Here is a 19,087-nt window from a genome sequence, read left to right on the forward strand (position 1 = left end):
CCCTGAAAGGCCCCACCACATGAGCGATGTGTCCGTACCGAAGCCGTCGGTGGGCGAAGTGCCGTCGCGGATCGCACAGGCCGCCCGTGCGGCCCCCGATCACTGGTTCGGCATGGTCGATCCCGCCTGGCGTGGTGAGGACGCGCCGCCGGACTGGGCGGTGGTCGGCCGGTACCGGTCCGACGCCGACGGCGAGGTGGTGGAGTGGCAGCCCAACGACGACTACCGCCCCTCGCCGAGCGCGAACGGCTGGCCGGACCCCACCGATCCGGTCGACGACGCGATCCAGCGCGCGGCCACCGGGTACGGGCCCGAGGAGGACGTCTTCCGTCTGCTGGCCGGGGCCGAGGTCAGTGTGCTGCTCGCACCCGACGGGCGTCCTGTCGAGGCGCGCGGTCCGGACGGTGCCCCGGTCGTTCCGGTCTTCACCTCCGTGCCGCAGCTCCGGGCGGGCGGGCGTTACGCCTCGGCCGAGGTCCTGGTCCGAGACCTGGTCCGGGAACTCGCCGAAGGCACACAGCTCTTTGTGAACCCCGCGGGCGCCGTCAGCATGACCGTCGCTCCCGCACAGTTGGTCGTGCCGCCGGCTGAACAGGCCATGGCGGAGACCGAGCCCGACTCCGAGCCGGAGACCGAGCCGGAATCCGATGTCCGTCCAGCGGAGAACGAGGCCGAGAGCGAGGCCGAGAGCGAGGCCGAGGACGAGGTTGCCGTCGAGGCCACACCTGAGCTCTCCCGTCAGGACTATCTCGTCAGCATTCTGAGCGGTGGCGGCGGCAGGTGAACATGTCGCATCGCTGTCGACACAGATGTGTGTCGTGGTAGGTATCTCAACCGGCTGACATCCAGCAACCTTTGTAGCCTTGGTACCGTCCTAGAATCAGCGACTGAACACCGTGGGCACGGCACCCGGCGTCCGCCGGCGATCGGCACACCGGGTTGATCTGCCCGTTCTCTCACACCTGAGTGTCGTACGTATGTCACACCCACCCCACCGGAAAGGTGTCATGACGACTTCCAGACCCAATGACTCTCCCGAGGAGTCGACGGCCGTCGCCACCGCACAGGCCGAGGCGGAGGGTGCCGGCGAAGCCGAGGAGGGGCAGGAGTCCGCTGCCACCACGGCGGAACGCATCCTGACCGCGGCGGCGTCCCCCAGGGCATCCGCCGTGCCCTCCGCCATGGCTGAGCCCGAGCCCGAGCCCGAACCCGAGGCGAAGGCCGAACCGGAAGCGGCGTCCGAGGAGGCCGAGACGGCGGAGTCCTCCGACACGTCCACGGCGGCCACGTCCACGGCGACCACGGGCACCGCCGAAGCCGTCGCCGCCACGGACCAGACCGCCGCGTCCGACGACACCGCCGACGGTCCCGCCAAGGCGACGACCGAGGCCGCACCGGGCCGACCGCACAAGAGCCTGCTGGCCGGAGCCGCCATCCTCGGCGTGCTTCTGGTCTCCGTGCCGTTCCTGATCAGCGGCGGCAACGGCGACGAGGAAAAGTCGTCCGCGAAATCGGCAGCCACCCCGGGCACCGTGCTGGGCGGCCTGGCCGGGGCGGCTCCCGGCGTGGTCGGTTCGGAGTCGCCGTCGCCGCACGTGTCCAAGGCCCCCGGCAAGAAGGACCCGAAGGTCGTCGTCACCACCGGCCCGGACGGCAAGTCCATGACGGTCACGCTGACCCCCGAGTCGGGTAATTCCTCCGGTGGCAAGAAGTCCTCGACGGGCGGCAAGACGACCACCACGAGCTCGGGTTCGGGCTCGGGTTCGAGCTCCGCCTCCGGCTCGGGTTCAAGCTCGGGTTCGAGCTCGGGTTCCGGCTCCACCTCGACCGGCTCGGGGACGTCCTCGGACACCACCGTCAAGTCGACGCCGCAGAGCCAGACCTCGTCCGGCGGCGTGTGGATCTACAGCCACGCCTCCGGTCGCTGCATCGGCATCGCCAACAGCCCTGGTGCGGCCGTCGGTTCCAAGCTGGTCATCTGGGACTGCTACGACGAGTCCTACCAGCGGTGGACGTTCGTCGACGGCACCGTGCGGTCCGAGGGCAAGTGCATGAACGTCAGTGGTGGTTCGACGGCGAACGGCGCCCTCATCAACTGGACGACGTGCAACGGCTCCGGTGCCCAGCAGTTCCGGCTGAACTCGTCGCACGACCTGACCAACCCGCAGTCCGGCAGCAAGTGTGTCGACGTGAAGAACAAGAGCACCGCCAACGGTGCGAACCTTCAGCTGTGGACATGTGGGGGAACCCCCAACCAGAAGTGGAGCACCCGCACACCGTAGGCGGCTCCGACGAGCACAGGGTGCCGGTACTCCGTCCAGGAGCCGGCACCCTTTCTCGTGCACCGCATTCGTCACCGCCTTGACAGGTGATGATCTCGGGGGCAGGCTGACTGTGGTCCGGTCGGCCGACCGGACCGGTCCACGCCCGAAAGGGACAGGTCATGAACACGTATGAGTACCCCCTCTTCCCCGGCCGTCTGGGCAAGGAGCAGGAGGCCATGGCGGAGCTCCTGCGCCGGGTGAACTGCAACGACCGACGGGAGCCGGACCGCCAGGCGGAGGAGCACACCCGCCGGACCCGGCGGCTGGCCGCCGTCACCTTCCTCAGCGCCGTGCTGTGACCGCCGCGTCCGCGGTGAGGGAGAGCGCGAGCAGGGCGGTCGCCGTAGTCGTCCGCCGGTTCGACCGTCTGCCGGGCGGCCACGTCGTCCAGGATGCCCAGGAGCCGGCCGAAGGGCCCGGCGCGCCGCGCAGGACGGTGCGGCGCGCTCGTCGAGCACCGTGAAACCGGCCTCCGTCGACGCGCCCCCTCTCCCATGACGTGGGCGTACTTCTTCTTCCCGGTCACGTACCCGGCCTGGTCGACACGTATCTCCGCGGGTGCGATGTCCGGTGCCGAGCAGGAGGGGGCGGAATCGGGCAGTCGTCCGACCCAGACGCCCGGGACGCATCGGTGCCGGATACACAGTCATTCGACGGATGTGTGCGCAATGTCGGTGCCGGGAGGCTGGACACACGCCGTCCCGACCGATGAAAGGCACCCGTATGACCACCTTCGCCGAGCACGTCATCGCCTCGCTCAGGGACTCCGGCGTGCGCCGTCTGTACGGACTGCCCGGCGACTCGCTCAACGGCCTGACGGACGCCATCCGCCGCGACGACCAGGTCGACTGGGTCCATGTGCGGCACGAGGAGAGCGCCGCCCTGGCCGCGGCCGCCGAGGCCGGACTGACCGGCGAGCTCACCGTCTGCGTCGGCAGCTGCGGACCGGGCAACCTGCATCTGATCAACGGGCTCTTCGACGCCCAGCGCAGCCGGGTGCCGGTCCTCGCCATAGCCGCCCAGATCCCGGGCGCCGAGATCGGCTCCGGCTACTTCCAGGAGACCCGCCCGCAGGAGCTGTTCGCGGACTGCAGCGTCTACGCGGAGACCGTCACCAGCCCCGAGCACGGACCCCGCATCCTGGAGACGGCGATGCGGGCGGCCGTCGAACGCAAGGGCGTCGCCGTCGTCGTCGTACCCGGCGAGGTCTTCCTCGGCAAGACGCCCCGCGACCTGGCCCCCACGGTGGTGCGCCCGGCCCGGACCGTCGTCCGCCCGGACGCCGAGTCCCTGCGTGAGGCCGCCGCGCTGCTGAACGACGCGAAGCGGGTGACGATCCTCGCGGGCGCGGGCGCGGCCGGAGCCCACGACGACCTGGTACGGCTCGCCGAGACCCTCAAGGCACCCGTCGTGCACGCCCTGCGCGGCAAGGAGTACGTCGAGTACGACAACCCCTATGACGTCGGGATGACCGGGCTGCTCGGCTTCGCCTCCGGCTACAAGGCGATCGAGAGCGCCGACACCCTGCTGATGCTGGGGACCGACTTCCCCTACCGGCAGTTCTATCCGCGGGACGCGAAGGTCATCCAGCTCGACCTGCGCGGCGAGCAGATCGGCCGCCGCACCCGTGTCGACCTGCCGCTGGTCGGCAGCGTCCGCGACACCCTGCCCGCGCTGCTGCCGCTGCTGAGCGTCAAGAGCGCGCGCGGACACCTCGACGACGCCCTCGCCCACTACGCCCGCACCCGCAGGTCGCTGGACTCGCTCGCCGTCAACGACCGCGAACGCACCCCGATCCACCCGCAGTTCGTGGCGAGCACCCTGGACCGGCTCGCGGCCGAGGATGCTGTGTTCACGGTGGACGTCGGCTCCCCGGTGGTGTGGGCGGCCCGCTATCTGACGTTCAACGGGCGGCGCAGGCTGATCGGTTCGTTCAACCACGGCACGATGGCCAACGCCCTGCCGCACGCGGTGGGCGCGCAGGCGGCGTACCCGGGCCGCCAGGTGGTCTCGCTGTCCGGCGACGGCGGGCTGACCATGCTGCTCGGCGAGCTGTTCACCCTGCGGCAGAACCGGCTGCCCGCCAAGATCGTGGTCTTCAACAACGGCTCGCTCAATTTCGTCGAACTGGAGATGAAGGCGGCCGGCATCGTCAACTACGCCACCGAGCTGGACAATCCGCAGCTCGCCGAGGTCGCCGCGGCGATCGGACTGTGGGCCCGCAGGGTGGAGCGGCCCGGCGATCTGGAGGAGGCCCTCAAGGGTGCCTTCGCCCATGAGGGCCCGGCGCTGGTCGAGGTGATGACGGCGCGCCAGGAGCTGTCCGTGCCGCCGGCGGTCTCGGTGGAGCAGGCCAAGGGCTTCACCCTCTACGCGATCCGTACGGTCCTGTCCGGCCGGGGCGAGGAGCTGCTCGACCTGGTGACCACCAATGTCGCCCGCCGCATCCTGCGCTGACGCACATGGGTGTGCGCCTGGACACCTGATCGATCTGGCACACGTGTCTTAGAGCACACTTCACACCTGAAAGTTTGCCCAAGGCAACCGAATGCAGCATGGTTGCCTAGAGCAATGAAATGGAGGCGGATGTGGCCGACAGAGCTCAGTACGAGGAGCTGATGAGCCGGCTGAGCGCCGTCGGCGCCGTCCGACGTCAACTGGACCGAAGCCTCCCGGACGGCTGCTCCAGCGGAACCGCCCTGGTGCTGGCCCTGCTCGACCGCGACGGCGACCTGCGCATCGGCAGACTCTCCGAACTCCTCGCCGTCGACATGTCCGTCACCAGCCGCCATGTCGCACACCTCGCCGCCCGCGGCTGGATCGACCGCACCCCCGACCCCGCGGACCGGCGCTCGCGCATTCTGCGCCTGACCTCCGAGGGCCGCACCGGACTCGCCGAACTGGCCGACCGCAGCGCGCGGTTGCTGGCCCTGCGGCTGAACGACTGGAGCGACGACGACGTCCGCCTCCTGACCGGGCTGTTGTCCCGGCTCCGCGCGAGCTTCGACGACCTGTGCCCCGAACGGGACACCGGGGCGAAGCCACTCGCCGACACGGACGCGGAGCCGCTCGCCGACGCCGACCCACCCCCGGACATCCCCGCCAGCCCACTCCCGGACATCCCCGCCGGCCGGCCCGCGGACACCTCCACCCTCCCCCGTACCCCCGCAGTCACCACGTAAGGACGAGTAACCCGATGACCACCACCCCGAGTACCGGCGCGCGGGCCCCACAGGCCCACCCCGGAGAGAGCGCCGTGCCGATGACACACCCGCAGATCATGCGGGCGCTGTCGGGACTGCTGCTCGGCCTGTTCTGCGCCATCCTGTCCTCGACCGTCGTCACCAACGCGCTGCCCAGGATCATCGGCGACCTCGGCGGCGGCCAGAGCGCCTACACCTGGGTCGTCACCTCCTCCCTGCTGGCGGTGACCGCCTCCACGCCCCTGTGGGGCAAGCTCGCGGACCAGTTCAGCAAGAAGATCCTGGTCCAGTCGGCCCTGGTCGTCTTCTCCGTCGGGTCCCTGGTCGCCGGTCTCGCGCCGAACCCCGCCACACTGATCACCGCCCGCGTCATCCAGGGCCTGGGCGGCGGCGGCCTGTCCGCGCTCTCGCAGGTCGTCCTGGCCGCGATGATCTCCCCGCGGGAACGCGGCCGGTACTCCGGCTACCTCGGCGCGACCTTCGCCGTCGCCACCGTCGGCGGCCCGCTGCTCGGCGGTGTCATCACCGACACCAGCTGGCTCGGCTGGCGCTGGTGTCTGTTCGTCGGTATCCCCTTCGCGCTCGTCGCCCTGGTCGTGCTCCAGCGGACCCTGAACCTGCCGGTGACCAGGCGAGCGGTCAAGGTCGACTGGGCGGGCGCCTTCTTCGTCACCGCGGCCGTCTGCTCCCTGCTCATCTGGGTCACCTTCGCCGACGACAAGTACGCCTGGCTGTCCTGGCAGACGTACACGCTGGTCGGCGCCTCGCTCGTGCTGACGCTCGTGTTCCTCTACGTCGAGACGAAGGTCGACGAACCCATCATCCCGCTGCGGCTGTTCCGCAACCGCACCATCGCCCTCGCCTCCGTCGCCTCACTGTTCTCCGGTGTCGCCCTGTTCGCGGGCACCGTCTTCTTCAGCCAGTACTTCCAACTGGCCCGCGGGGACTCCCCGACGAGGTCGGGCGTCATGACGATCCCGTTCATCGCCGGCCTGTTCGTGGCCTCCACCGTCTCCGGCCGGATCATCACCCGCACCGGGAAGTGGAAGGGCTGGCTGCTGACGGGCGGCGTGCTCCTCACGGCGGGCCTGGCCCTGCTCGGCATGCTCCGCCACGACACCTCGTACCTGTTCATCGCCCTGTGCATGGTGCTGATGGGTCTCGGCGTCGGCATGACCCTCCAGAACCTGGTGCTGTGCACGCAGAACCAGGTGGCCCCGAGCGACCTGGGCGCCGCCTCCTCCACGGTGACCTTCTTCCGCTCCCTCGGCGGCGCGGTGGGTGTCTCGGTGCTCGGCTCTGTCCTCACCACCCGCATCGCCCACTACGCGCGCGAGACCATCACCCAGCTCGGCCCGCAGGACCGGGCGACCGCGGCGCGGACCTCCGGAAGCGGCGAACTGCCCGACCTGGCACTGCTGCCCGCCCCGGTCCGCACCTGGCTGGAGGGCGCCTACGGACACGCCATCGGCGACATCTTCCTGTACGCCGCCCCCGTCGCCCTGCTCTCGCTGCTGGTCACCCTGTTCATCAAGGAGGTCCCGCTGCGCGCCTCCAGCGGCCTGGTCCAGGCGGCCCAGGCGACTAAGAACTCCTAACAGAATGCTGTAACTAGCCTTGGAACGTTGGTGTCTGATGGGTTGTTAGCCTAGATATGAGAAGGGGTGAGCAGCCGCCGTGGATCGTGCCGGATGGGCTGCGGGAGCGGATCGAGCCGTTGCTGCCGGTTGTGCCGCGCCGCACGGATCACCCCGGGCGCAAGCGTCTGGACGACCGGAAGGTGCTGTGGGGCATTCTGTTCGTGCTGTACACCGGTATTCGTGGGAGTTCTTGCCCCAGGAGCTGGGCTTCGGCTCCGGTATGACCTGCTGGCGGCGCCTGCGTGACTGGAACGACGCGGGCGCCTGGCAGCGGTTGCACGAATCGCCGGCCGACCGCAGCGCTCCTCCGGGGAGGAAACCGGCCTGAGTATCGGGCGGGTCAACCGCGACGTCCATGTGAACATCAATCGTCCACGGCCCGCCCCGCGGGAACCCGTCCGTTCGACCTACCGATGGCAAGTCAAACGGTTCAGCCCACGGGAACTACGTGACTGAGAAGCAGAGTTGGCTGAACTCGCCGATTTCTGTCTGGACGAGCGCCGTGGCCCGTACGTGTGGTGGCAGGCCGCCCCCTGGGCGGGCAAGTCCGCCCTGCTGGCGTGGACGACCTGGTGGAACACCGCGCACCGCCCGAAAGACCCGTGAGTCGACCAGCACGCGCAGCTCGCGCACGCGGTCGTCGATGCGGTGGCAGTCCAGGCCGGGGGTAGCGATCGCATTGTGGGCGACCGCGGCAGCGGCGACGGGGTCGGACTTCGAGCCGGTGGCGGCGTGGAGCTTGCGGGAGGCGGGTCCGGAGGGCTGCTGCTGGACGTGGTGGGGTGCCTCGCAGTCCCCGCGGAACGCCGCCGCCGTCGCCCGGCACCGGGTCCAGGAGACCACGGTGCACACCTACGACATGCGGGTCACCCTGGACGACCCGCGACCGTTGCCCGAGGACGTGGCGTTCGACGGGGCCGACGAGTTCCTCTCCACCTGCTGCGCGACGACGTCCGCCTGGCCGCACAAGCCCACCGCCTTCGACTTCCACGCCATCGAGGGCCCTTCCTGGCGCTTCGCCGTCGAGGCCGACGGCGCACGATCCGAACGACTGTCCACGGACACCGGCGCCGAGGCCCTGACCCTCCCGGCGTCTCCGTCCGGGGCACGGCCGGTGAACTGATCCTCTGCCTCGACGACCGCATCCCGTCGGAATTCCTGCGGACCGAAGGCGACCACGCACTCCTCGACCTGCTCCGCGCATGGGAGCCGGAGGACCAGGGCGCCCCGCCAGGGAACGTGTGAACGCGGAGGGCTTCTCCCCTCGTATGAACCGCCGAGCGAGGGGAGTCACACCATGTCCTGGAGCCCTGCCCGTATACGGCTGCTGCTCGTCCTGGCCATCGCCGACCTGGCACTGCTGGTCGCCGTGACCGCGACGGACACCGACACCACGAGCCCGCCACCACGCGACGGACGCGCTGCGGCGGGCTCGCTGCATGCGGAGCGGGGACCGGGTCAGTAGGTCAGACGCAACAACTCACCATCGGTGTTGCGGGCGTTGTCGACGATGACGATCCGGCCGTTTTTGTCGACGTCCAGACCCGCGCCCATGATCAGACGGTCGCCGGTGGGGATTTCGGTGACCTCGGCGGTGTCGGGGTCTATCTTGAGGACCTTGCTCGGCTGCGGCGGGTCCCCCACGTAGCCGGGCGTGTACGTCAGGGCGATCAGGTCGCCGTTCGGGGCGACGGCGAGGTCGACCACGTTGGTCAGGCCGTCGACCCAGAGTTCGGGACCATTGGCGCCGACCTTGTAGATACGGGACTGGCCCGCGTAGACGCCGAGGCCAGCGATGTAGAGCTTGCCGTCGGAACCCTTGACGATGCCGGTGGGCACACCGTCACGGTCGTTCTCGTTCAAGGGCATCACGAACTCGGTGGACGTGGTCCCGCCCGCCGTGCGGAGCAGGGTGTTGGCGCCCGCGTCCGTGACGAGGTAGCCGCCTCCGCTGCGCAGCACCTTCCACGGGTTGGAGTACACCTCGCGGCCATCGGGGTTCGACTGCGTCTCCAGGGCGACGTAGTCCGCGACGACCGAGCCGTCCCGGGTGCGCGAGAGGGTGCCCAGCGGTGCGCCGGCGGGGCCGAGCGCGGCGCGGCCAGCGGCGTCGAAGCCGCCCGAGTACAGGACGAGGTAGCCGCCCTTGGGGTCCGGCAGGACGTTCGCCGGACCGATGGCGTAGACGGCGTTTCCGGGCGCGACACCCGGACCGTAGGACGGCAGACCGGTGACGACGCGACCCTGCCACGAGCCCTTGACCTTGTAGACCGAGCCCGTATCGCCCAGGCACACCGAGCCGACGGCGCAGCCCGGCAGGCCCTCGCCCGACTCGGCCACGAGCAGGCTGCCGTCCGGCAGCGCGGTGACGTCACGGGGGTTCTTCAGACCGGAGGCGACCACCTCGATGGTCGTCGCGGTGGCGGCATCGGCCCCGGTCGTCGCAGCGCCGGCGACCCCGGCGGTGGCCAGGGGCGCGGCGACGACACAGGCCGTTGCCGCGATGATGGTTCTGGTGAGGCTCCTGCGTGGATTCGACATTCCTTCATCGCTCCTATTCCCCTTGCGCGCTCCGCACCATTCGGGAAAGCGGATGGCCTAACGCACTGTCACCGTAAGGGAGTTGGGAGCAGAAAATCGAGCAGATCGAATCCGTCTGCTGTCCGTCTCTAGCGGCTCTCCAGAAAGCCTTGACACCACTGTCGGGGGCGAGAACAAAAGAGAACAGGTCAGCCACGAGTAAGTTCCCTCCTGAGGGGGTCACCTCCGGCGCGGGCCACAGGCCCGGCGATCTCCCGAAACTCCGCCACCAGGCGAGCGGAATGCGTGCCGCCCATATAGAGGAGAGGTCTCGCGACGACAAAAGAATAGGCAAGGAGAATCTTCTTCCTGCCTCTCTCAACCAACAACCCCTAACGAAATGAGCGTTGGGGAGCGGTAGGCTCGGTGGCCATGAGTCAGAGCGGTTCGCAATCGGCGGCATTCTTCCGAGACGTCCGCCAGAGCAGCGTGGTCTGGCTTGTCCGGGATGACAACGGATGCCCGACACACCTCTCTGCGGACGGCACGCGAAGTCTTCCCTTCTGGTCGACCTCACCCCGCGCCCAGAGGGCAGCAAAGATCTGGGGGCATGGACTCCGCGTTGAGTCCATGCCCCTGGACACCTGGTGCGATCACGTACTGCCCGACGCCGCCCGGGATGGACTCGTGATCGGCATCAACTGGAGCGGGGCGCGCCTGGTCGGCTGGAGCTTCACCCCCGACGAAGTTCTCAACCGGCTGTCGGCGGCTCACACAATGACCTGAGTTGTCGGTGGGTGATCAGGCAGCAGGCGAGTTTGAGGAATGCTTCGTGGATGTCGGCTCGTCGTTCCCATCGGATGCGTAGTCGTCGGAAGCCGTGCAGCCAGGCAGAACTCCTCTCCAGCCCCAGCGGTAGGTGCCCAGTCCGGTGCCGTGCAGGGTGCCGCGGCGGGCGATCGCGGGCACGATGCCTCGGGCGCGGACCTGGTCGCGGTAGATGTCGTGGTCGTACCCGCGATCCGCGAACAGCGAGTCCGGTTTGCAGCGGGGATGCCCGAAGCGCCCTGACGTGGGAGGAGTCGACCACACAGCGGGACCGGTCCAGACGTGCGGCCGCGTTCAGTTCGGCCAGCAGGACCTCGTGCAACCGCTGCCAGACGCCAGCCTCGCTCCAGTCCCGCAGCCTGCGCCAACACGTCATGCCGGAGCCGAAGCCGAGGTTCTGCGGCATGTACTCCCACTGGATCCCGGTGTGCAGCGCATACAAGATCCCGCACAGCACAGCACAGCACAGCACAGCACAGCACCGCCCGGTCCGGCAACGGCTTGCGACCTGGATACCGGAACCTGCGCTCACGCTGCGGCAGCAGCGGCTCCAGACGGTCCCACAGTTCATCCGACACGATCCACGGCGACTTCCTCACACCGGACCGAACGCTCAACCCCCGTCCTGGAAACGGCAGCCAGGACTGATCCACCTCATTGTGTCAGCCGCTGTAAGGCGGTCCGGTTGGGACAGTCGGAACGGGCGGCTGACGCCGTGGCCGCGCGGGCCCACGGTGATACCGGTGCCCCGGGCACCTCCGAGCCCTTTGACGTCCCCGACACCTCCGGCCCGGCCGACGGCACCGCCGTCCGCCCGGCGCCCGGTTCCTGACCCGGGCGGGGGATCGCCGTACGACGGACAGCGGGGGACTCCGTCGTACGGCGGGATCGCGGGGGACTCCGTCCTACGGCGATCCCCTCGTCCTAGGTCCGCGGAGATTCCGGGGCGTCGCACGGGCCCCCGAGCGGCGGCACCGCGCTGAGGACGCTGCGGTCGCCGGATTCCTGGACCGGCCAGGCGTCGCACAGGGTTCCGCCACCGTCGGGACGGCCGCCGCGCAGGACGAGGAACCGCAGGTCCTCGCGAATCTCCAGGTCGAGGCGCAGACCGGTGGCCGGGGCCGCGAAGAGCTCCGCGAAGTACCGGTCCGCGTAGCCGGTGCCCGCGGTGCCGGGCGCGAACAGCCGCTGGAAGGCCCCAGGCTCCTGGCGGCGCACAGCGCTGATCGCTGCGGCCCGCAGGGCGTCGACGTCGGACGCCCCCGGAGCCGGGGCGGGAGAGCTCGGTGTCAGCAGGCAGCCGCACACCAGGGCCAGCCAGGCCGCGACCGCCGCCACCACCGTCCAGGTCCACGGGATCCTCGGTACACGCGGCATGTCACGACTCCAGAGCGGGTCAGGGCCCGGGCGGGGTCGTCGAGCCGGTCCTGGTCCAATGTCTCTCGCGCGGGCATCCGGATCGATGGAGCGCGCCCCAGATCTTCCGGCCCGGGGTGTGGGGCCTCCGCCACATGCCTTCCGCGGTCCGCCCGCACCGGGATGGGTTTTCCTTTGCGTGAGCGATACACAAACCGTAGGGCTCCCCCTATGGTCCCGCCGCGAGGCCGTTCGGCATGCTGGGAGCATGTGCATCAACATCGTCGTCGTGGACGACGACCCTGGGTTCCGCCGCATCGCCACGACGCTGCTGACGGCACGGGGCCTGCGTGTCGTGGCGGAGTCCCAGGACGGCGCCTCGGCCCTGGCCGCGGTGCGGGCACATCGGCCCGACGGGCTGCTGCTCGATCTGCACCTGCCCGACGTGGACGGACTCACCGTGGCGCGGCGGGTCGCCGCGGAGGACAGCCCGCCGCGGATCGTGCTGACCTCGACCGACAAGTCGTTCTGGTCGCAGGAGGAGCTGGACCGGGCTGGCATCGAGTCCTTCGTGCCCAAGGACAAGTTGTTCGACGCCGATCTGAAGGGCATGTTCGCCCCCGCGGCCTCGTGAGAAACGGCCCGTCGGCGAGCCCCTGACCACGCGCGGGTCCGCCGACCGTCCACGAACGGTCCACTGACCGTCCGCGGTCTACTGACCGAGGTAGCGCAGCACGGCCAGGACGCGCCGGTGCTGCCCGGTGGCCGACTGGCTGAGCCTCAGCTTCAGGAAGATGCCGGTCACGTGCCGCTCCACGGCGGCGACGCTCACGAAGAGCTGCTCGGAGATCCCCGTGTTGGAATGACCCTCCGCCATCAGCGCCAGGACCTCCCGCTCCTTGGGGGTGAGCGCGGCCAGTGGGTCCTCCGGACGCTTGCGCCCGAGCAGCGCCGCGATCACGTCGGGATCCAGGGCCGAGTCACGGGCCAGGACCCGCTCGATGGCGTCGATGAGGATCTGCGGACTCGCCACCTTCTCCTTGAGGAGATAACCGACCCCGCTCGGGTCGTCCCCGACCAGGTCGAGCGCGTAGGAGGCGTCCAGGAACTGGGAGAGCACGATGACAGCGGTCTCCGGTTGGGCGGCGCGGATCTTCTGCGCGGCCCGCAGACCGTCCGCCTCCAGGTCCGGTGGCATCCGTATGTCGGTGATCACCACGTCGGGGCGGTGCTCCTCGGCGGCGCGAACGAGGTCCACCGCGTTGTCGGCGGCCTCGACCACGTCGATGCCGGCCTGGCGCAGGATCGCCGCGATGCCCTCGCGCATGAACGGCTGGTCCTCGCCGAGCACCGCCCGCACTGGTTGGCTCATGACGGCATCGTAGTACTACAAAGGTATGTACCGTACCCGCCGGACACGACGGCCCGCGGACCGCTCGGGGTGTCGACGCCCTGGCCACACGTGCCGGACCCGGTGCCAGCCCCACGTATGCTCCAGGGCATGGATGCTGTGCGACCTCCCCGTAAGCGTGACGGTGCCGCGACCCGCGAGGCGATTCTCGCGGCGGCGGTGGTGGAGTTCACCGAGCACGGCTACGCGCGGGCCGGAGTACGGCAGATCGCCGAGCGCGCGGGGGTGACGGCGATGATGATCAACCGTTACTTCGGTTCGAAGGACCGGCTGTTCGCGGAGGCCGTGGACCGCGCCTTCGCGCCGCCGACGGTGGTCGGTGCCGAGCGCCGTGAGCTGCCGGAGACGATCGCGCACACCCTGGCCGAGCGCACCGGGCCGGCCGCCGACCGGCTCGACCCGTTTCTGCTGCTGCTGCGCTCGGCGCAAGACCCGGAGGCGGTGGACGCGCTGCGCCGGGGCATCGAGACACATGTGGGTACGCGACTGGCCGGGCTGCTGGAGGGGGCCGATGCGGAGGTGCGGGCCCAGCTCGGGCTGGCGCTGGTCGCCGGTACCTGGCTGCTGCGGACCGTGGTGGGCGCCACCGCGCTCGCCGAGGCCGCCGACGACGACGTCGCGGAGCTGCTGACCGCCATGCTCCGCCCCCTCACCGACACAGCCGGAGCCGAACCCGGCTCCGGTCCGCGGGACACCGCCGGCTAGCCGCTGTCACGGGGGACACCAAAGCCGTTGGGCGCCTCCACGGCCGCGTACACCTGTCCCGGCGGGACGCGCGCCGCCGTCCCGTTCAGGCGGCCGCCTCGTTCGTGTCGACCTCCCGCGCGTACAGGCGGGCCAGTTGGACCCGGGAGCGGACCCCCAGCTTCTCGAAGGCGTGCCGCAGATGGGTGTTCACGGTGTGCGGGGACACGAAGAGCCGCTCGGCGGCCTCGCGGTTGGTGGCGCCGTGGGCGATCAACCGCACCACCCCGAGCTCCGAACGGGTCAGCCCACGCCACTCCGTGCCCGAAGCGGAGGCCGCACCGGCGGTGGACAGGGGCCGGGCACCGAGCCCGCGCAGCCTGTTCCGCACCCGTCGCACGTCATGACCAGCCCCGCACCCGGCGTACACCGCCAGTGCCTCCTCGAAGCAGGTCCGGGCCGTACCGGCGTCGTCCGCGGCGGCCCGCTCACCGGCGTCCTCCAGCGCGCGGGCCCGCAGCAGAGGGCGTGCGTCACCGTAGTGTCGGGCCGCCCGGACCAGCAGCTCCGCGTCGCCCGTGTGCAGACCCCGCGTATGCGCCGTGGCGGCGGCGAACAACGGCAGCCCGGGGTTGAGCCGGGCCCTCTCCTCCGCGAACTCCACCGCCGCGGCGGCCACTTCACGCTCCCCGGCAGCCAGTGCCGCCGCCGTCAGCAGGACGACGTCCCCGGCATCGACACACGTCGCGTGGAGGAAACCGCGCCGCACGTGGGCGAGGGCGCCGTCCAACCGCCGCCGGGGCAGGGGCTCCTCCCGGTACAGGGCGACCAGGACCGCGACCCATGCCCCGGCCCGCCGCAACTGCCGCTCCTCGCTCGCGAGACAGTCCTCCGCGCGGGCCGCGCACGCCGCCAGTTCACCGTCGTCGCCGGTGTGGAAGGCCGTCCGGGCGCGGGCGCACACCAGGGCCGCCTCGTTCGCGGCGGACATCCCCGGCAGATGCGGGCCGGGCCCGGCCGCCGCCAGTTCCCGTGCCGCCTCCGCCGGCCTGCCCGCGTCCAGCAGCAGCCGGGCCCGCGCCGTGCGCCACAGGGGCACGTACGCCCGGCGGCCCCGTGCCTCCGCCTCCGCCAGCCCGTTCTCCACCAGTTCGGTGGCACCCCGGCTGTCGCCCGCCAGGCCCAGCAGCGCGGCCCGCCACGCAGTCGACACCACCACCTCGGGCAGCGTGGGGCCGTACGACGGGTCCAGCTCGGCGGCCTTCGCCGGCACCGGAGCGCTGCGTTCGAGCGCCACACTCCACAGCTGCCGGTGGCAGGCGCTCATCGACCGGAGGGTGCGGCGTGTCAGGTCGCCGAGCGGATGGAGGTCCCGGGTGCGCAGCAGGGCCCCGGCGACCGTCCCGCCGGCCTCGTCGGTCTCGCCCGCGAGGAGCCGGTTCAGCAGGGTCGTCGACAGCAGTTGGTCCTTCACCGGCTGCGGGACGTCATCGTGGTGCAGGGCCCGGCGCAGTTGGGCCTCCGCCTGGGGAACCGGGAACGGCCCGCCCATGCGGGCCAGTTCGAGACACGTCCAGGCGTGTGTGCCGGCGTCCGGCGGGGTCCGCAGCACCTCGCGGGCCAGGGCACGGGCCTCACCGGGCCTCCCCGTCTCCCACAGCAGCGGCACCAGCCGGGCCGCCAGCCGGATCCGCCGGGGTGTGGCGGGCCCGGCCAGTTCCATCGCGCGGCGCAGATGGGCCGCGCCCGTCGCCGGCGCGAGGGGCGCGGCCTCCTGGGCGGCGCTCGTCAGGACGCGGATGGCGTGTTCGTCGCCGGGCCCGGCCAGTTCGGCGATCTCGGCCGCGAGGTCCGTGGCGGGTACGCCCTCCGCGAGCCGCAGGTCGAGCGAGCGGCGGCGCAGGGACAGCCGCAGGGGCGGGGGCAGGGTGGCGGCGACGGCGGCACGCACCGACGGGTGGGTGAAGGCGAGGTGATCCTGTTCGGCCCGCATGAGTCCCGCCGCCAGCACCTCCCGCAGGGGGCGCAGCAGGGCGGGCTCCGCGCGGTCCAGCATCCGCGCCAGGTGCCGCACGCCGAGACGGTCGTCCACCACGGCGGCGGTGAGCGCCAGTTCCGCGGCAGGCCGGGTCAGCCGATCGAGCCTGCGGGCGGCGACGGCCTCGCCCAAGGCAGTGCTGTCCGCCTCCTGCTCCCGCACCGTCGCCGTCCTGGAGCCGAGCAGCGCGCACAGATGGCGTACGGCGCCCGGCAGTCCGCCGAGCAGGGGGAGGTACGGCTCGGCCTCGTGTGCCCGCGGTCCCAACAGGTCCCGCACGAGCAGTCGCACCGTCTCCGGTGGCAGGGCTGTGAGGTCGACGCCGGCCGCGGACCCGGTCAGCAGGTCGCGGCGCAGGGACTCCACGGGCGGCGTGTCGGGGTGGGAGCGTGCGGCGAGCACCCACAGCAGGGGCAGTGCGGCCAGTCGGGCGGTGAGTGTGCGGACCGCGAGCAGGGTGAGGGTGTCGCAGTGGTGCACGTCGTCGAGGACGACGAGGACCGGCCGGTCGTGCGCCAGTTCGCGCAGGCCGTCCTCGACATGGCGCAGCAGTTCGTACGGGGAGCGCGGCTGGTGCGGTGGGTCCGGCTCGCCGGTTTGTGCGGCGGCGGGTGTCTGCCGGAGAGCCCCGAGAGCATCGAGGAGGGGAGCCAGCGGTGCCGCACCTCCTCCGGCGATCCCGCTCCCGGTCAGCGGCACGGCCCCGGCCAGGACCGCTTCCTCGACGGTGCGGGCCAGCAGGTGGGACTTCCCGACGTCGGCGGGCCCTTCGACCCACACCACGCCACCCTCGCCGCGGTGGACGAGCCCCGGCAACCGGCGCAGCAGCCGGTCCCGCGGGAGGCCGTGCCCCCGGGCGAGCGCCTCGGGCGCCGGGTGGGCGGTGCCGTACGTCGTCGGGGGGATGCCGGTCGCCCGGATCAAGGCAGCCTCCAGTGGTCCGTGTGCCGCCGCGAACACACACATGTGTCGTGACGTCCGCCGTCGCACCTGATGTGTGTCGGTCAGCACTCAGGATGTCTGCTTGCCGAGGACGGCGGCTGTCAAGGACACCGGAGCGGTGCCGGGGGGGCGCGCCAGACGGGCGGTGTGGGGACAACCCTAGGGTCGGGGGTGTTCCCGGGCCGTTTCCAGCGGTCCCCGGTCCTCGTCGCCCCCGGGACGGACCGCTCCGCACCGGTACCGCGCCGCAGGTCAAGGGGCTTGTGCCCGCGGCGGGGTGGGGTGTGCCCTACACCGGGCCGGGGCAGCCCCGAGCAAGGGCGAGGGAGCGCACGACAGACCCTGATGCGGCCCGCTCCGAGACTTGGCGCTTGTATCCGGGGGGTTCCCGCATCTGTCCGGCCCTGTCCCCAGGGGCGAGGAGCGGCGGGGGACGAGCGTGTTCCAGGAAACACGATGCCGGGACCGCGGTCGCGCCGAGCGCCCGGACCGAACGCCTCACGGAAACATATGAGTTCGACCGACAGGACGAGAACGCCACGGTGCATCGCACATCCGTGGCCGACGAACGGGAACCGGACATGGCACAGCTGGAAACACCTCGCGACGAGGTCCTTCGCCCTCTGCCCCGCGCCGGTGTCCGTGTGCCCGCCCGCCCTGGTGCCGCCCTCACCAGGACGACGATGCTGGCGGGTTCGCTGGTCTCCGCCGGTGTGGGCGCTGTGCTGATCGTCGCCCGGGTGGACACCCTGGCGCTGGCCGGGGCGCTGTTCGGGGTGCACATGGCGGTCCAGGGAGTGCTCCAGCTGCTGGCGGTCAGCGCGTGCCACGCGTCGTCGGCGGTCCGCGGGCTGCTGTCCGCCGGAGGTGTCGCCGCGCTGGTGCTGGGCGCGGTGCTCTTCGACGGACGGGCGGACACCGTGTTCCTGCTCGCTCTGTGGACCGGCTGCGGCTGGCTGCTGCGCGGACTGACGATGGCCGTCTCCGTCACCTCGCCGTCGGTCCGTCAGGTCTTCGTCTACGACGACGTCCTGAACGCGGTGATCGTCTCGGCAGGGCTGTTCATGACCGCGTTCCCCTTCGCGTCCCTGGGTCAGCTGGCCCGCGTCGGCGGCTGCGTACTGGTGGCGACCTCGGCGTTCGAGGCACTCGCCGCCGCACGACGACATCCCCGGGCCCTGCGCTCCCTCGGCTGAGCGCTGCCCGGGCACGGAAGCACGGAAGCACGGAAGCACGACCACCACGTATTCACGTCGGCCGAACCGGCCGAGCCATAGGAGGCGACCATGACGAAGAGCCGGCTCGCACTGGAGATCACACACTGGGTGATCCCCGAGATCGATGTGCCGCTGTCCTGCGAGTTCACCTACGACCCCCAGGACCCGCTCGCCGTGACCCTGGTGCTCGACACCGAGGGCGTGCGGCCGGTGACCTGGATCCTGTCCCGCGATCTGCTGGCCGACGGCCTGATCGCCCGTGAGGGCGACGGCGACGTGGTGCTGTGGCCGCTGCTCGATCACGACGGTGAGTCGGACTCCTTCTGCCTCCGGGTGGGCGGCGCCCGCACGGCGCTGTTCGAGATTCCCACCGAGCCGGTCACCGACTGGCTGGAGCGGACCTACGCGATGGTCCCGCAGGGCGCCGAACTGGACGGCGTGGACTGGGACGAGCTGGTCCAGCTCGCGGAGTGACCTCGGCGGGTCCACCGCCGTGCAAAGACCACCGTGGAAGAAGAGGAACCCCATGCGAAACACCCTGCGCCCCCTGTCGAGCGACTGGCAGTGGCAGCAAAGCGCCGCCTGCCGCGGCATGAACAGCTCCGTGTTCTTCTCGCCGCCGGGGGAGCGAGGCCGTGCGCGCCTCGCTCGCGAGGAGCGGGCCCGCAGCATCTGCGGGCGCTGCCCGGTCGTCGACGTCTGCGCGGCCACGGCCCTGGCACACGGGGAGAGTTACGGCGTCTGGGGCGGACTGTCCGACGCCGAACGCCGACGGCGGGACGCGGACACCGGCGCCGATGCCGATGCCGGTGTCGCGGAGGCGGCCTAGAGGCAATGCTGTTGCTTTACGGGTCTGCGGGTTGGGGTCGTTGAATGCGGATGGCTCGGGTGCCGGTGTGGGTGGGTTGGGGCCAGGTGTGGTGT

Annotated in this window: 19 protein-coding genes and 2 pseudogenes; 16 read left to right on the forward strand and 5 right to left on the reverse strand. The window is 71.0% G+C overall.

Annotation, left to right across the window (positions count from 1 at the left end; all coding sequences use genetic code 11):
- Positions 1-19 precede the first annotated feature (19 nt).
- The 10 genes and pseudogenes from ACIPSE_RS39590 (at position 20) to ACIPSE_RS39635 (ending at position 8,632) form a co-directional block, all read left to right on the forward strand.
- Complete coding sequence (locus ACIPSE_RS39590; RefSeq protein ID WP_401672972.1) at positions 20-784, forward strand: type VII secretion system-associated protein; 765 nt, start codon at positions 20-22, stop codon at positions 782-784.
- A gap of 223 nt (positions 785-1,007) precedes the next feature.
- Positions 1,008-2,282 carry a ricin-type beta-trefoil lectin domain protein gene (locus tag ACIPSE_RS39595; protein ID WP_401672974.1) on the forward strand — a complete coding sequence of 425 codons (1,275 nt, stop codon included), beginning with the start codon at positions 1,008-1,010 and terminating at the stop codon, positions 2,280-2,282.
- A 161-nt stretch (positions 2,283-2,443) separates the two neighbouring features.
- On the forward strand, positions 2,444-2,623 hold the full coding sequence (locus ACIPSE_RS39600; RefSeq protein ID WP_401672976.1) for a hypothetical protein: 180 nt from the start codon (positions 2,444-2,446) through the stop codon (positions 2,621-2,623).
- A gap of 424 nt (positions 2,624-3,047) precedes the next feature.
- The gene (poxB, locus tag ACIPSE_RS39605) at positions 3,048-4,781 is read left to right on the forward strand and encodes a ubiquinone-dependent pyruvate dehydrogenase (protein WP_401672979.1); all 1,734 of its coding nucleotides are present in this window, start codon (positions 3,048-3,050) and stop codon (positions 4,779-4,781) included.
- A 131-nt stretch (positions 4,782-4,912) separates the two neighbouring features.
- On the forward strand, positions 4,913-5,506 hold the full coding sequence (locus tag ACIPSE_RS39610) for a MarR family winged helix-turn-helix transcriptional regulator (RefSeq protein WP_401672981.1): 594 nt from the start codon (positions 4,913-4,915) through the stop codon (positions 5,504-5,506).
- Between the two features lie 14 nt (positions 5,507-5,520).
- Positions 5,521-7,125 (forward strand): MDR family MFS transporter, encoded by a 1,605-nt coding sequence (locus ACIPSE_RS39615; RefSeq protein ID WP_401672984.1) that lies wholly within the window; start codon positions 5,521-5,523, stop codon positions 7,123-7,125.
- Positions 7,126-7,181: 56 nt separating this feature from the next.
- Positions 7,182-7,495 (forward strand): annotated as a pseudogene (locus tag ACIPSE_RS39620) (transposase).
- Positions 7,496-7,632: 137 nt separating this feature from the next.
- Positions 7,633-7,773, forward strand: coding sequence for a hypothetical protein (locus ACIPSE_RS39625; protein WP_401672987.1), 141 nt, complete (start codon positions 7,633-7,635; stop codon positions 7,771-7,773).
- 118 nt (positions 7,774-7,891) lie between these two features.
- On the forward strand, positions 7,892-8,290 hold the full coding sequence (locus ACIPSE_RS39630; RefSeq protein WP_401672990.1) for a maleylpyruvate isomerase N-terminal domain-containing protein: 399 nt from the start codon (positions 7,892-7,894) through the stop codon (positions 8,288-8,290).
- A 174-nt stretch (positions 8,291-8,464) separates the two neighbouring features.
- Complete coding sequence (locus ACIPSE_RS39635; protein WP_401672992.1) at positions 8,465-8,632, forward strand: hypothetical protein; 168 nt, start codon at positions 8,465-8,467, stop codon at positions 8,630-8,632.
- On the opposite strand, the gene ACIPSE_RS39640 is transcribed toward ACIPSE_RS39635, so the two are convergent.
- The gene (locus ACIPSE_RS39640) at positions 8,626-9,708 is read right to left on the reverse strand and encodes a ScyD/ScyE family protein (RefSeq protein WP_401672995.1); all 1,083 of its coding nucleotides are present in this window, start codon (positions 9,706-9,708) and stop codon (positions 8,626-8,628) included. The genes ACIPSE_RS39635 and ACIPSE_RS39640 overlap by 7 nt on opposite strands.
- Positions 9,709-10,119: 411 nt before the next feature.
- Here ACIPSE_RS39640 and ACIPSE_RS39645 point away from each other — a divergent pair, with 411 nt between their 5' ends.
- A complete protein-coding gene (locus ACIPSE_RS39645; protein ID WP_401672996.1) occupies positions 10,120-10,473 on the forward strand; it encodes a DUF2750 domain-containing protein in 354 nt (117 codons plus the stop codon).
- Here ACIPSE_RS39645 and ACIPSE_RS39650 read toward each other — a convergent pair.
- Positions 10,439-11,153: pseudogene (locus tag ACIPSE_RS39650) on the reverse strand (transposase). The gene ACIPSE_RS39645 and the pseudogene ACIPSE_RS39650 sit on opposite strands and share 35 nt — an antisense overlap.
- Before the next feature lie 286 nt (positions 11,154-11,439).
- Complete coding sequence (locus ACIPSE_RS39655) at positions 11,440-11,892, reverse strand: hypothetical protein (RefSeq protein ID WP_401672999.1); 453 nt, start codon at positions 11,890-11,892, stop codon at positions 11,440-11,442.
- Between the two features lie 247 nt (positions 11,893-12,139).
- On the opposite strand from ACIPSE_RS39655, the gene ACIPSE_RS39660 reads away from it, so the two are divergent.
- Positions 12,140-12,505, forward strand: coding sequence for a response regulator transcription factor (locus ACIPSE_RS39660; RefSeq protein ID WP_401673002.1), 366 nt, complete (start codon positions 12,140-12,142; stop codon positions 12,503-12,505).
- Positions 12,506-12,583: 78 nt separating this feature from the next.
- Here the strand turns inward: ACIPSE_RS39660 and ACIPSE_RS39665 are convergent, their stop codons facing one another.
- On the reverse strand, positions 12,584-13,243 hold the full coding sequence (locus ACIPSE_RS39665; RefSeq protein ID WP_401673004.1) for a response regulator: 660 nt from the start codon (positions 13,241-13,243) through the stop codon (positions 12,584-12,586).
- Between the two features lie 129 nt (positions 13,244-13,372).
- Here ACIPSE_RS39665 and ACIPSE_RS39670 point away from each other — a divergent pair, with 129 nt between their 5' ends.
- Complete coding sequence (locus ACIPSE_RS39670; protein WP_401673007.1) at positions 13,373-13,987, forward strand: TetR/AcrR family transcriptional regulator; 615 nt, start codon at positions 13,373-13,375, stop codon at positions 13,985-13,987.
- A gap of 85 nt (positions 13,988-14,072) precedes the next feature.
- Here ACIPSE_RS39670 and ACIPSE_RS39675 read toward each other — a convergent pair whose 3' ends face one another.
- A complete protein-coding gene (locus tag ACIPSE_RS39675; protein ID WP_401673010.1) occupies positions 14,073-16,928 on the reverse strand; it encodes a LuxR C-terminal-related transcriptional regulator in 2,856 nt (951 codons plus the stop codon).
- 599 nt (positions 16,929-17,527) lie between these two features.
- On the opposite strand from ACIPSE_RS39675, the gene ACIPSE_RS39680 reads away from it, so the two are divergent.
- From ACIPSE_RS39680 to ACIPSE_RS39690, 3 genes are all read left to right on the forward strand, one after another.
- Complete coding sequence (locus ACIPSE_RS39680; protein ID WP_401673013.1) at positions 17,528-18,142, forward strand: hypothetical protein; 615 nt, start codon at positions 17,528-17,530, stop codon at positions 18,140-18,142.
- 90 nt (positions 18,143-18,232) lie between these two features.
- On the forward strand, positions 18,233-18,637 hold the full coding sequence (locus ACIPSE_RS39685) for an SsgA family sporulation/cell division regulator (RefSeq protein ID WP_401673016.1): 405 nt from the start codon (positions 18,233-18,235) through the stop codon (positions 18,635-18,637).
- A gap of 52 nt (positions 18,638-18,689) precedes the next feature.
- Positions 18,690-18,992 (forward strand): WhiB family transcriptional regulator, encoded by a 303-nt coding sequence (locus ACIPSE_RS39690; protein ID WP_401673019.1) that lies wholly within the window; start codon positions 18,690-18,692, stop codon positions 18,990-18,992.
- Positions 18,993-19,087: the final 95 nt, after the last annotated feature.

This window comes from Streptomyces sp. NPDC090106 (genome assembly GCF_044747265.1).
In the GTDB taxonomy this organism is placed as follows: Bacteria; Actinomycetota; Actinomycetes; order Streptomycetales; family Streptomycetaceae; genus Streptomyces.